Here is a 12,664-nt window from a genome sequence, read left to right on the forward strand (position 1 = left end):
TCCTCCGCGTTATCGTCGTTGCACGCGCCCGAGACGCGACACCGTGATGGTGTCGGCTCGGGCGCTTCGTTTCAGTATGAGTCGCAGATTGGCGGCCCCCACGCCGAGCCCCGATGGCGCGTAGCTGAGCGAGTCCCGCGTGGCCTCGAGCGTAAGTCCGCTGCCGTGGAAGTCGCCCACGGCGATCGTGTCGCGACCCACGTGCACCACGACGCGCACTCCCGCTTCATCGAAGCGCACGGCGGTCCGGTCACCGGTGGCGATCGCGTGATCGCGCGCGAGTGCGAGGAGGTCGGCGGTTTCCTGTGCGGCCATCGCCACATCGAGCGCGGCGAAGAGCGCACAGCCCGATGCGATCGCGAGCGCGGCCAGACTGCCGGTGAGCACGAGTACCCAGAGTTGCTCGATCAGCGTCGCACCGTGGCGACGACGGCGCGGGCTCTTGGCGTGGCGCGAAACGTGAATCGGTGTCATGAGCGCAGGGTGTCGTGGACGGGTCGCGGCGACTATATCGAGAGGCATCGCGTCGCTCGTCGCGTTGGACCACACGATCACTCCGAGGTCGTCGAACGGTGTCATCCGAACTTCGCCGTCATCATCGTCGCAACGCCCACCCGCTCACCTCGCCTCGCCGGCTGGCCACACACTTCGCGCTCGCGGCGTTGAGCGTGGTGGCGAGCGCTACGACCGCGTGCAGCGGTTCCATCCCCAGCACCACCAGCGAACTCAACTCGGGGCAGGCGGTCATGGACCTCGGGACGCTCGTGGGCGAACTCCGTGAAGAAAATTCGATGATGCAGGCACAGATCGATTCGCTACGCGGCGCCCTCGCGTATCAGGATACGATCGTGCGACAGCTGGCCGCCGGCGCCGGGGTCCAGGTGCGCTCGCCTGCGCTCTCGACGCCCTGAATAGGTGATGACGCGATAGATTATCGCGATCACTCCCAACCACCCGATCCATCATTTCTGATATGCGGATTGCGATTTCCACCGGCGGCGGCGACGCCCCGGGACTCAACGCCGTCATTCGGGCGGCGGTGCTGTCGGCCCGTACCCGCGGCTGGGACGTGCTTGGCATCAAGCGCGGCTACGCCGGACTCCTTGGCGAGGACGAGATTGTCCCGCTGACGGAAGAGACGGTGCGCGGCATCGCGAATCAGGGCGGCACGATCATCAAGACGACGAATCGCGGCAGCCCGTTCGCGTATCCGATCCTGCAGCCCGATGGGACCTGGAAGAACGTCGATCGCTCCGACGAACTCGTGGAGAATGCCCGCAATCTTGGCATCGAAGCAATTATCTCGATCGGCGGCGACGGCTCGCTGAAGATTGCGTCGCAACTGGCGGCCAAAGGCATGCGCGTGATCAGCGTGCCCAAGACGATCGACAACGATGTCCCCGGCACGGTGACCACGTTCGGCTTCGACACGGCAGTGAATACGGCCATGGAAGCGATCGACAAGCTGCATACCACGGCGGAATCGCACGATCGCGTCATGGTGCTGGAAGTGATGGGGCGCGACGCCGGATTCATCGCGCTGCACGCCGGAGTCGCCGGTACGGCCGATGTGATTCTGATTCCTGAGATCGCGTGGGATATCGAAAAAGTCTGTGAGAAGATCATGGACCGCGACGCGGCCGGACGGCGCTTCAGCATCGTGGTGGTCGCCGAGGGCTCGAAGCCCAAGGGTGGGATGGAGTCGATCATCGGCGCGTCGCTGCCGGGGCAGGATCGTCGCCTCGGCGGAATCGCCGAACGGATGGGCTACGACATTCAGCGCATCACTGGTAAGGAGACCCGCTCCATGGTGCTCGGGCATCTCCAGCGCGGCGGCTCGCCCACGGGCTATGATCGACTGCTGGCGACCCGCTTCGGCGCAGCGGCGGTGCAGGCGGTGGCCGACAAGCGGTGGGGCCACATGGTCGCGCTGCAGTCGCCGCACCTGGTTACGATCCCCATTGCCGACGTGCTCAAGGAAACGAAGCGCGTCGACCCGGCCCACGATGTGGTGCAGGCCGCCCGGATGATGGGCATCTCTTTTGGGGATTAACGGCGAAGTAGGGAGTCGGGAGTAGGGGGTAGGGAGACACGCACTCCATACCTCCTACTCCCTACCCCTTACTGTTTTTAAGACAGCCCCTGTCCTCTGTTACGGACGCTGTCTGTTACCTCACGATCCCTCCCCCTGTCCGTAGGGTACCGTGGTGCCGATACTTACACCGCAGCAGCGCGCCAGCCGACGGTCGGGTCCGTCTTGGCATGGACCCTGCCCTAGAGAGACATCGGGACGTCCGTATGCTCTCCGTGGTGGACGGCGCGCGAAGTCCTGCAGGAGGTAGGCATGTTTCAGATGAATTGGCGAATCCTTGCTACGACAGCCGTGCTGAGTCTGACGCTCAGTGCGGGGCGCGCCTACGCGCAGGGTCGAAGCGAGAAGAACGATAAGACGGATATCCCGAAGGACTATCGGCCGCCCGCCGGCATGTGTCGCGTGTGGGTCGACGGCGTACCGGCCGCTCAGCAGCCGGCACCCACCGACTGCGCCAGCGCCGTGCGCAACAAGCCGGCAAACGGACGCGTGATCTACGGGGAGGATGCGGCGAAAGGCAGGAAGCCGGATCTTCCGATCAAAGGGTTTGCGAAGCCCGGGGACAAGAAGGGCGCTCCGCTGATTCCGCCTGATCTCTCTCAGGTAGATCCGCGGGCGCGGGAGGCGTGGGAGGCAAAAAAGATCACGGACGCGCAGTTGCATGGAGACCAGCCGGCGAATTTCTCGCCGGCTTCGTCGTATCCAGGGTCGGCGGTGTCACCGCAGGGGCCCACAGGGTCATACGGCGGGTACGTCACGCCGGGTGGTGTCGTGGTGCCGGGGGCGGTGAACGATCCGCGCTACTTCAACCAGGCGCCGGGCGTGCGTCCGCCGGGCTACGGCTCGGCGACCTGTCTCGATCGCGACGGCGATGGCTGGTGCGACGATCAGCGCTATGGCCCGCCGGTGTGCAACGACCTCGATAAGGACGGTCGGTGCGATGATCTGCCGGAGTACGCGTCGCGGGCCTATCCGCAGGTCCTGCCGCCCATGCGCTCGGTGATGGATGTGCTGCAAGGGCGACCGAGCACCGAGATCATGCAGTGGCTTGGCACGAACGAATTCACCGTGCGAGTGCCCGACCAGGGGCGCGGCGGCGTGCCGTGGCGCGCCATCTTCCTCGATCAGAGCAACGAGCTGCTGCAGGTGTGGACCGACGTGAACCGCGACGGACGCGCCGACCGCATCGAGATCTTCAAGAACGGCCAGCGCGTGAAGCTGATACAGCGCTGAGTACCGCGTGCCGAGCGCTTACGCGCCGGCGACTGCCGCTGAGCGACCGCTGGTCTCGTCGGGGAAATACGATTCGGCACACTCGTCACACAGGCCGTGCGAAAGCACGGCCTGTGTGCGTTCGGCCACGAACGTCTCGAGCTTCTGCCACTGGGCCTCCGGTTGGTCGCGTACGGCTTTGCAATGCATGCAGATGTGTACGAAGCCGCTGAGGGCCTGCGTGAGCCGCTGCTCGACGGTGCGCCGCGCGGCCAGTTCGGCGTCGTACGAGAGCCGGAAGAAGGTGGCGAGAATGCTCAGGCCGACCAGCAGCTGCGACGCCCACGCCAGCATCGTCACCCGTCCCAGCGCCGCGCCGCCGTCGGGGAGCTGCGATGCCGTGAACGACGCCAGCCCGTACACGGCGAGCGCGATCGACGCCGCGGCGCGCTCGAAGCGCGGCAACGGGTTCGCCGTGGCCAGTCGCCATGCCGCGATCAGCAGAAGAAACAGCATCACGCCGAGGTTCAGTCGATTCTGATCGCCCGAGCGCATCATGGAGCCAAGCAGCTCCGTGCCGAGCGCTACGCCGATGGCCACGACCGGAATGAGCCACACGCGGAAACGATCGCCGCGCAATGCAAAGGTGCCGGCCAGAATCGTCATGGCGAACCCCACGCGCATCATCGCCGCCACACTTCCGATCCACGGCGTCGGATACGGAATGCCCCACACACTGCTCCACACATAGCGCGCCACGAGCAGCGCCCAGGCACTCGCCCAATACACGGCCAGCCGTTCGCGACGCACCATGCCCACGTATGCGAGGGCGAGGAAGCAGATCCCGGCGATCATCGTGGGAACGCCCGACCGGAACAGTCCGTCGCGCCACATCAGCGGGAGGTCCGGTCGCGGGCGACCTCGTCGTGCCGGAAGCACGAGACCAGATGATCGTTCACCAGCCCGACGGCCTGCATGTACGCATAGCAGATGGTGGTGCCCACGAATCGGAAGCCGCGCGCCTTCAGATCTTTGGAAATTGCATCGGAGATGGCACTCTGCGTTGGGATCTGGCTCGACGCCGTCAGTCGATGATCGACCGGCGTGCCATCGACGAAGCGCCAGAGGTACGCGTCGAACGATCCGAAGGCCTCTTGCACGCCCAGAAAGGCACGCGCATTGCCCACCGTGCTCACGAGCTTCTGGCGATGCCGAACGAGCCCGGCGTTCTGCATCAGCGTGTCGACCCGGTCCGGTCCGAATGCCGCGATCGCATCAACGTCCCACTGCGCAAAGGCCTCGCGGTAGTGCTCGCGTTTGGCGAGCACCGTCGACCAGCTCAAACCTGCCTGAGCGCCTTCGAGTGTGATGAACTCGAACAGCGTGCGATCGTCGTGTACCGGTACACCCCACTCGTCATCGTGATATGCCACGTCGAGCGGTTTGACAGGCCAGGTACAACGAACCGGAATGCTCATCTGTGGAATTTAGTGGCGCGCCCTTGAATGATCCAACGAAACCGGAAAGTGCAGTAGATTTCACAGGTGCGCACTCCACGTGATCGTTACCTACCCCCCGACCGCGACGCCTTTGTCGCGGCGAAGCCGCCGACCGGGCGCGTCATCGTCATCGCGCCGACGCGTGCGGCCTGTGAGACGATCGAGCTCGCAGTCGGCCTGCACCTCGACACCTTTCTCGAACGCACGCGAGGGGACGACCTGCGACGCCTCGCGTCGAGCGGCCAAGGCTTTGGCATTGTTGCGGGCACGGGCACGGGTAAGACACTGGCGATTCGTCCCATCGCTGAAACGATTCTTGGTACGACCGAGCTGAAAGCAGGCGTCGTGAATCGCGAACGGGAAGCGACACCGGAAACGCCGTCGTGGAATGTGGTGGTCATCACGACCGGCATCGCGCGCCGGTGGTTTCAGGACGGCGATATCCAGCCCACCGACACGCTGGTGGTCGACGAGATCCACCAGACCAGTGCGGAGCTCGAGCTGTGTCTCGCGCTCGGCAAGCGCGTGGGATGTCGATTCATCTGGTTGTCGGCGACAGTCGACCCCACGTTCTACTCGCGCTATCTCGAGAGCGCGGATGTGTTGCAGGTCTCGGCATTCGATGCCACGAAGGCCGCCAAGGTCGAAGTGGAACGGAAGCAGCCGCTGAATTTTCTCGACGACAAGTTCCTGCAGAAGGTGTCCCGCTCGGAGCGGGGCGTGGCGATCTTCCTGCCCACCCGCGCGTCGGTCGAAGAGGCGGCGGAGTGGGTTCGCCTGCGCTATCCACGCATTACGGCCGCGCACTATCACGGCGGCGAACCGATTCGTGTCATCCGTCCGTTTCTCGAGGGCGTGGTGCCGAAGCCGTTCTTCCTCGCGATGACGGCGGCCGGTCAGAGCGCGTTGAATGTGCCGGGGCTCGACACCGTGATCATCGACGACACGCGCTTCACCAACGTGATCGACCGCGGACGCAACGTGCTCACGCGCGTGCACCTGGGATCGAATGAGATCCTGCAGATGGCCGGACGCGTGCATGGCCGCGTTGAGAATGGCCGTGTGTACATTCTGAGCGATCGCGATATCCGCTTCGAGTCGCTCAAGCCCACGGCGCCCGACTTTCAGTTGGCGGGAGACTCCGAGCGCGTGGCGCTCACCTGCGCCGACCTTGGCGTCCAGGCGGACGCCCTCGACCTGCCGGTACCGCTCGATCGCGTGGCGTACCGCAAGGCGATTGCGCATCTCGAGTCGCGAGGACTGATCGAGAACGGACGGCTGACCACGTACGGCAAGGCCGTGGAAGCGTTGCCGGTGGATCGAGCATGGGGAGAGCTCATCGTGAACGGCGATGACGAACTGCTGCCGATGCTGGCGGTGATGAGCGGCATCGACTCGCTGCATCGCATGACGCGCGAAGGGCGCGATCTAGAAGGGTTGGTGGTGCGCGGCAGTGATCATCTCACGGCGTACAACGTCTACGCCGACGGCTTCCGTGCGGCCGGTTACATCGGGGAAGTGTACGGGCTGTCGCGGCACATGTTCGACGCCGAGCGGATCGCGCAGTGGGCCGAGCAGCGCGGGGTGCTCGTGAAGTCGCTGGAAGATGCGGCGCTTGCGATGGCCAGCGTATACCGCTCGGTAGGCATGCCGTTGCCGACCACGTTGCCGCTGGTGCGTCCTGACGTACAGCGACGCTTCGGCGATCTGCTCGCGCGCTTCATGCCGTTCGATCTGGTGATCGAGGAGCAGACACCAGAGGGGCACGAGGCGCGCGTGTCGAAAACGAGCGTGTGCGGCAGCTGGGGTGCCGTGGCAGGCCCGCTGCGCTACTTCGCCGATCGCTTCGGTGTGCCGCGGGCCAGCATCGAAGGCACGCAGCTGTCGATCGAACTGATCAAGCAGTACGCGCAGCGTCATTTGCCGGAGTTGGCCCTCGATCCCGATCGGAAGCAGTCGCCGGTGTTGTTGCGCCGACGGCTCACCTACTTCGGATTCGAACTGGCGCGCGAGAGTGAAGGTCTCGACGAATTTCCGCCGGAGCATGCGCAGGCGGCGCGGCACCTTCTGGCCGAAGCGGCGGCGCGCAATGAATTGCGGCATGCGTCCGCGCGTCGCAATCAGCCGGTGGTCGAGGAAATCCGCGAAGTGTGGCGACGCCTTGGCGGGATCACGCCGCGTCTCGGGCAGGCGGAGCTGACCGCGTGGTACGAGCAGCAGATGGGTGCGGCCACGAACTGGGAGACGATTCGGAACACGCCGATGTTGATCGATCGGCGGGATTTCGTCAGCCACGAACAGGTGGCCGAAGCACGCGCGATGCCGGGTGCGGTCGAGATTCGCGATCGTACGGTGCCGATGGATTACGACGTCGAGGAGCACGACGGACGGCTGGTGCCGGTGGTGAGGCTGCGCGTACCGGAGAAGCTGGCGCGCACGATGGTTCAGGAGGAGGTGCCGTCCCTCGATCGTCCGGTGCGCTTCGTGGTGCCGCGTGGTCAGCGTGGGTCAGTGCGTGCCGACACGCTCGACGACCTCCAGCACAAGCTCGACCTGCCTTTCACCGACGATGAGCGCACCCGTACCACAGAGCAGAAAGTCGAGCGGAAAGGCCACGACCGCGGCCGCGGAGGCGATCGCGGAGGCGCTCGCGGTGGTGAACGCGGTGGTGAACGCGGTGGTGAACGCGGCGGCGGCAAGAACGGACCCGGTGGCCACCGTCACCCGGGGAAGGGGCGGCGGCGGCGCTGACCGCAGGTCGTCAGTCAAGCGTCTTCCTGCGCCTAAACCGTCGTCTGGTAGGTCTCGACCCCCGTGATCAAAAATCCGCGAGCGAGATAATTCGGTAGCGCCGCCGGCGCGTCGAGCGTACAGGTGTGGAGCCAGACGCGCACGGCGCCCCACGCGAACGCCGTTTTGACGGCCTCGGCGACGAGCCACCCGCCGAGTCGACGGCCCAGTACGCGCTGATCGAGACCGATGTAGGCGATCTCTACCGACCCATCGGTGTGCCGTTCGAGCTCGAGGAAGCCAGCCGCCTCAGTCCAATCCTGACCGAGCTCTGCCGTCACGCGATAGATCTGAATCTCCGGGCGCGCGAGATGCGCGGCCAATGCGCCTTGGTCCCACGCGTCGCGGTCGTGCCAGTGCCACGGTTCGCCGATCTGCCGATAGAGCGCGCGCCAGGTCTCGACGGAACAGGGGTCTATCCGATCGAGCGTGGCATACACAGCGGGAGGATGCCCAAGCACCAATTGCTGAGGAGCGGACATCTCCAGATAGGTCCGCGTCACCTCGCGGGTTTGCGCCGACTGCCCGGAGGGTGCACCGGTCGGACTCATCGGTCCTAGTTTTTCGGATTCCATGTGGCCTTTTTCGCTCATGGTGAAAAATCGATGTTGTCGTAAGTGTTTGTCAAGAAGGAGCTTATCGTGGGATTATTGGCAGGGCTTGCGCATTGGACCGTACGGTCCTAATTTCCCTTCACGATGTCAGACCGCCGAACACAAATCCTGGACGCAGCCGCGACGTTGATCTCCGAGCGAGGGTTCACCTCGACCTCGGTCGACGACGTCATCAAAGGCGCGAAACTCAGTGGCAAGAGCCACTTCTATCACTACTTCAAGTCGAAAGAAGAACTCGGCTATGAGGTGTTGAACCGACAGTTCGAGCGATTTGCCGAACGCGGTCTCGCCATTCTTCGCGAGCCGATGATCGACCCGCTCGAACGGCTGAACCTGTTCATCGACGCCGTCGTGGCCCTGCAGTCGGAAAGTGGTGGTCGCCGTGGTTCGCCGTTCGGCAACCTGGCGGCCGAACTTGCCGACGCCCACGAGGGCTTTCGAGTCCGGATCGAGGCCGTCTTTGAACGCTGGGCCAGTCAGATCCGCTCGCTGCTGTGGGAAGCGCGTCCGCAGCTGCAGGACGACGTGGACGCGGTGCGGTTGTCCCGTTTCATCATTGCCGCCCTGGAAGGGGCCGTGTTGATGACGCGAGTGAAACGCGATCTCTCGGTGCTCGAGGGCATTGCCGAGGATCTGAAACGGTTCATCGCGATGCACGTGCGCGACAACGCGGCCATTCAGGTGAGCCGGCATCTCGAGTACGCAGGATCCTCACAGCACGGCATTGCGGGGAACATGTCCGTTCCCTCAATGGCAGGATGACGGCGACTGCTGCGCGCGGCGCAGACTCATGGAGAGCAGGATCATGGTGAGCATGGACAACGAGGCAGTGTTGCTGGCGACCGTTCCGCGCGACGCGACCGACGCGACCGACGCGACCGACGCGTCGGATCGGGGCGGTGATCGCGCGGCACGTCGTGCGCAGTTCGAGCGCGAGGCGCTGGTGCATCTCGATGCGCTGTACTCCTTCGCGCTGAAACTGGCACGCTCGCGCGATGACGCCGAGGATCTGGTGTCCGACACGCTGCTGCGCGCCCTCGAGCGGTGGGAGCAGTATCATCTCGGCACCAACATCCGCGCCTGGCTGTTCACGATTCTGTACCACGTGTTCGTGAGCCGGAAGCGTCGTATCGATGCGCGCGAAGTGCAGCAGCCGGAAGACACCGAGGGGTGGGCGCTGTTCGAGGCCGTCGGCGAGGCCGATCCGGAGGGACGATTCTACGACTCGTTTCTCGACGACGAGATCACGCGCGCTATCCGCTCGCTTCCCGAAGAGTATCGCGCCGCCGTGGTGTTGAGTGATCTGCAGGGGCTGCGGTATGCCGAGATTGCGAACGCGCTCGGTGTGCCCGAAGGCACGGTGAAGTCTCGGTTGTTCCGCGGGCGCCGTCTGCTCCAGCGTAAGCTCGCCAACTACGCGGTCGAGATGGGCTACTTGAAAGAGTCGGTCGTGCGCGCGGTCGTCACGCCCAATGTGACGTCGGTCGTCGGCGCGTAAACAGGCGCGATAGCAGACAGGCCAGCCCGATCAGGCGTCGCGGGCGAGTGAGCCGGCGGCGCCTGCGAGTTCGTGCAGTGCGCGCTCCACGGTCCCGCTCCACCGACGCAACTTTTCTCGAACGGCCGCCAGTTCAGCACGACTGGCGGCCGAGTCGCGTGCGGCATCGTCGTGCAGTGCACTGAGTTCCATCACCCGCGCCTTCATGACATCGAGCGCCCCCGTAAGCGCATCGCGCTCGCGCTCGGCGTCCTCGAGCAGCTCGTGTACGCGGGCGCGGGTTTGCGTCAGCAACGTACACATGGCGCGCCACGCATCGCGCTCGAGCGTGAGCTGACGACGCGACGCCGTATCCTCGGCGAGGCGTTCACGCAGACGCGCCAAGCGCTGCACCAACGATCCGTTGCCGTTGATCGCGGTACCTGGGCCAAGCACCGCGAGGGCGGCCTGGAGCTCCTTGTCGAGTTCGTGCGCCCGTCGTTCGAAGTCATCGCGTGCCGCGCGGGTTTCGTCGAGCGCGGCCAGCGCCTCGCGCAGCGCGCGCAACTCGACCGCGATTCGACGGACGCCACGCGCGTCGCCTTCGGAGACCAGCCACCGCAACGACGCGACGAAGCCACGCTCCAGCGTCAGGTCCGGATCGGACTCGGGTCGCGGGACGGCGTCGACTGCGCGGGCGGGGGTGCGCGGCGTCGTCATGCGCGGCGGGGGGACTCGCTCAAGGACGCGTGACCGTGCGCGCCCGATGACGGGCGGCCTTGGCGCGATTGCCGCAGGTCCCCATGTCGCACCAGCGACGCAGTCCGTTCTTCGTCCCGTCGAGAAACACGCGATGGCAGCGCGGATCGGCGCAGCGGCGCACTCGTGCCAGTTCCCCTTCCACCAGCGAGTCCGCCGCGGACTCGACGATCGGGATCATCAGACCGGCGAACGCATCTCCCGTGGGGACGAAGGCGCGTGCATACCCGCCCTCGGCGCGCGCGTCGAGCCGACGCGTTCCTGCGCTGCGTCCGAGTACCCGGTTGATCTCCAGGACGGCATCGTCGCGCACCCGATCGGTGAGGTTTCCCTTTTCCGCCAGCACTCGAAGCGCCGCGCGCACCCGACGTGCGTCGACGAGCGTCGCTGCGGCGGCGGCCGGCTGCAGCACCGCACGCCGGCGAATCCCCGCCGCTCGCTCGTCGTCGACCGCGCCGTGCTCCTTGAACCAGCTCAGGAGCGACTCGAAGTCCCGCAACAAATCGCCCCCGGGCGATTGCGCGGCGGCATCGGTGTTGACGAAGTCGAGCCAGAGTCTCGTGCGAGGGGGCACGGGTCCGGGTGGACGATCGCGCGAGTCGGCCCGTCGCGCGTCGGAGAGGGAGACGGGCATATCGTGGAGTCAGAAGAGCTAGGTTACTTGTATACGTGGCTGCGAGCAAGCGTTTCGAACCAACCTCGAGCCTTTTCTGCTTCGATCCGAGTGAATATGAACTTTCCCTTCGCGCGTGTTGCGGTTGGTTCGCGCAACCCGGTCAAGCTGGCGGCGGTGCGCGCCGTCCTGGAGCGCGTCCAGCCGGCCGTGGAGTTGTTCGCGGTTGACGTCGCGAGCGGCGTGCCCGACCAGCCGATGGGCGACGAGGAAACGCAACGGGGCGCCCGCAATCGAGCGATTGCCGCGCTTCAGCTGACCGGCGCCGAGCTTGCGGTTGGGCTCGAGGGCGGTGTGGTCGAGCTCGCGGACGGCCGCATGCGAAGTTGCGCCTGGGCCGTGGTGGTCGATCGCGAGGGTGTCGAGGGGTTGGGCGGCTCGCTGTCGATGCCGCTGCCGGATCTGGTGGCCGCTCGCATACGCGCCGGCGAGGAGCTGGGTCACGCGATGGACGCAATTGCCAACGTCGTCGGCACCAAGCATGGCCGCGGCGCGGTGGGCATCCTGACGGCCGGACTAATCGACCGACAAGGGGCGTATGAGCCGATGGTGGCTTACGCGTTGGCGCCCTGGCTGGCGCCCGCGTTCTTCGCGCCCGCGGAAGCGCCCGCGGAGCGCGACCTCGATTAGGACGGCCGGTACACCAATACCGGTGTGTGGGTGTGGCGCATGACTTCGTCCGCTACGCTGCCGAGCATCATTCGCTTGAGTCCGCCACGTCCGTGTGTGGCCATGGCGAGCGCACCCGCCGACGTACGCCGCGCTTCGTCAATAATGGCACGCGAAATACTCATGTCGGTGACGATGTGGACGGCGGTGCCGGCCGGACAATCGCCGGCCTGGCGTGTGAGGTACTCACGGCGTCCTGTCTCTTCGAGCGCGACCGCACCTTCGTCGACAAGCAGCGCTTCGGCGCCGAAGGGAGCCATCGGCATCGCATGCGGCACGGCGACCGAGAGCAGCGCCATCGTGAGCCCGGCTGCTTCGGCAAACGTCTTCGCGTGCGGCAGGATGGCTTCGGCGAACGGAGAGCCGTCGAGCGTGCAGAGCAGGGTGCCGGCGGGCAGTTCCGGCGGCGCATCGCTGCCGGAGCCGCGCACCAGATAAACCGGGGCCGTGGCGCGGGTGAGGTAGGCCGTCGCCACGCTGCCCAGGCGCAAGCGCTCGAAGCCGCTGCGCCCGTGCGAGGTCATCACGGTCAGATCCACCCCCGACGACTGGGCGTGCTCCACGAGCGCTTCGACGATCGTACCCTCGAGCAACACGCCCGTGGCGGTGATGCCCTGCGCGGCGAGTTCAGCCAGCGCGGCGTCGAGCGCGACCTGATCCTGCTTCCGGTGTTCGCTGACCAGCTCCGCATCGTACACGGGAATGGCCACTTCTCCGGGCACGAAGGGAATGTACGCGCTTGGATCATGCACCATCGCCAGCTGCAGGCTCGCGCCAGTTCGGCGGGCAAGCGCCACGGCAATGGGCAGGGCACGGGCACTCAGCACCGAGCCGTCAAACGGCACGAGAATGGTCTTGTACATTGCAAGACGTTGCACG

At 65.7% G+C, this 12,664-nt stretch carries 14 protein-coding genes; 7 read left to right on the forward strand and 7 right to left on the reverse strand.

Annotation, left to right across the window (positions count from 1 at the left end):
• Positions 1-9 precede the first annotated feature (9 nt).
• A complete protein-coding gene (locus tag HKW67_RS22090) occupies positions 10-474 on the reverse strand; it encodes a GspH/FimT family pseudopilin (RefSeq protein WP_171227461.1) in 465 nt (154 codons plus the stop codon).
• 98 nt (positions 475-572) lie between these two features.
• Here HKW67_RS22090 and HKW67_RS22095 point away from each other — a divergent pair, with 98 nt between their 5' ends.
• The 3 genes from HKW67_RS22095 to HKW67_RS22105 all read left to right on the forward strand — a co-directional run bounded on the left by HKW67_RS22095 (position 573) and on the right by HKW67_RS22105 (position 3,325).
• Positions 573-911 (forward strand): hypothetical protein, encoded by a 339-nt coding sequence (locus HKW67_RS22095; RefSeq protein ID WP_171227462.1) that lies wholly within the window; start codon positions 573-575, stop codon positions 909-911.
• Between the two features lie 62 nt (positions 912-973).
• The gene (locus tag HKW67_RS22100) at positions 974-2,053 is read left to right on the forward strand and encodes a 6-phosphofructokinase (RefSeq protein ID WP_171227463.1); all 1,080 of its coding nucleotides are present in this window, start codon (positions 974-976) and stop codon (positions 2,051-2,053) included.
• Positions 2,054-2,344: 291 nt separating this feature from the next.
• A complete protein-coding gene (locus HKW67_RS22105) occupies positions 2,345-3,325 on the forward strand; it encodes a hypothetical protein (RefSeq protein WP_171227464.1) in 981 nt (326 codons plus the stop codon).
• A gap of 18 nt (positions 3,326-3,343) precedes the next feature.
• Here HKW67_RS22105 and HKW67_RS22110 read toward each other — a convergent pair whose 3' ends face one another.
• Together HKW67_RS22110 and HKW67_RS22115 are read right to left on the reverse strand one after the other, a co-directional pair.
• Complete coding sequence (locus HKW67_RS22110) at positions 3,344-4,198, reverse strand: hypothetical protein (protein WP_171227465.1); 855 nt, start codon at positions 4,196-4,198, stop codon at positions 3,344-3,346.
• A complete protein-coding gene (locus tag HKW67_RS22115; RefSeq protein ID WP_171227466.1) occupies positions 4,198-4,782 on the reverse strand; it encodes a DNA-3-methyladenine glycosylase I in 585 nt (194 codons plus the stop codon). Before HKW67_RS22115 ends, HKW67_RS22110 begins: the two co-directional genes overlap by 1 nt.
• A 66-nt stretch (positions 4,783-4,848) precedes the next feature.
• Here HKW67_RS22115 and HKW67_RS22120 point away from each other — a divergent pair, with 66 nt between their 5' ends.
• Positions 4,849-7,554, forward strand: a complete 2,706-nt coding sequence (locus HKW67_RS22120) for a DEAD/DEAH box helicase (RefSeq protein ID WP_171227467.1) — start codon at positions 4,849-4,851, stop codon at positions 7,552-7,554.
• A gap of 32 nt (positions 7,555-7,586) precedes the next feature.
• On the opposite strand, the gene HKW67_RS22125 is transcribed toward HKW67_RS22120, so the two are convergent.
• A complete protein-coding gene (locus HKW67_RS22125; RefSeq protein WP_206044538.1) occupies positions 7,587-8,144 on the reverse strand; it encodes a GNAT family N-acetyltransferase in 558 nt (185 codons plus the stop codon).
• 147 nt (positions 8,145-8,291) lie between these two features.
• Between HKW67_RS22125 and HKW67_RS22130 the strand changes: the two genes are divergently transcribed.
• Together HKW67_RS22130 and HKW67_RS22135 are read left to right on the forward strand one after the other, a co-directional pair.
• Complete coding sequence (locus HKW67_RS22130) at positions 8,292-8,969, forward strand: TetR/AcrR family transcriptional regulator (protein ID WP_171227469.1); 678 nt, start codon at positions 8,292-8,294, stop codon at positions 8,967-8,969.
• Between the two features lie 52 nt (positions 8,970-9,021).
• Positions 9,022-9,705, forward strand: coding sequence for a sigma-70 family RNA polymerase sigma factor (locus HKW67_RS22135; protein ID WP_171227470.1), 684 nt, complete (start codon positions 9,022-9,024; stop codon positions 9,703-9,705).
• A 30-nt stretch (positions 9,706-9,735) separates the two neighbouring features.
• On the opposite strand, the gene HKW67_RS22140 is transcribed toward HKW67_RS22135, so the two are convergent.
• On the reverse strand, positions 9,736-10,404 hold the full coding sequence (locus HKW67_RS22140) for a hypothetical protein (RefSeq protein ID WP_171227471.1): 669 nt from the start codon (positions 10,402-10,404) through the stop codon (positions 9,736-9,738).
• Between the two features lie 19 nt (positions 10,405-10,423).
• Positions 10,424-11,077 (reverse strand): CGNR zinc finger domain-containing protein, encoded by a 654-nt coding sequence (locus HKW67_RS22365; RefSeq protein WP_206044539.1) that lies wholly within the window; start codon positions 11,075-11,077, stop codon positions 10,424-10,426.
• 96 nt (positions 11,078-11,173) lie between these two features.
• On the opposite strand from HKW67_RS22365, the gene yjjX reads away from it, so the two are divergent.
• A complete protein-coding gene (yjjX, locus tag HKW67_RS22150; RefSeq protein ID WP_171227472.1) occupies positions 11,174-11,746 on the forward strand; it encodes an inosine/xanthosine triphosphatase in 573 nt (190 codons plus the stop codon).
• Here yjjX and HKW67_RS22155 read toward each other — a convergent pair.
• On the reverse strand, positions 11,743-12,663 hold the full coding sequence (locus HKW67_RS22155; RefSeq protein ID WP_171227473.1) for a universal stress protein: 921 nt from the start codon (positions 12,661-12,663) through the stop codon (positions 11,743-11,745). The two genes, yjjX and HKW67_RS22155, sit on opposite strands and share 4 nt — an antisense overlap.
• Between the last annotated feature and the right edge of the window lies 1 nt (position 12,664).

The organism is Gemmatimonas groenlandica, assembly GCF_013004105.1.
Taxonomy (GTDB): domain Bacteria; phylum Gemmatimonadota; class Gemmatimonadetes; order Gemmatimonadales; family Gemmatimonadaceae; genus Gemmatimonas; species Gemmatimonas groenlandica.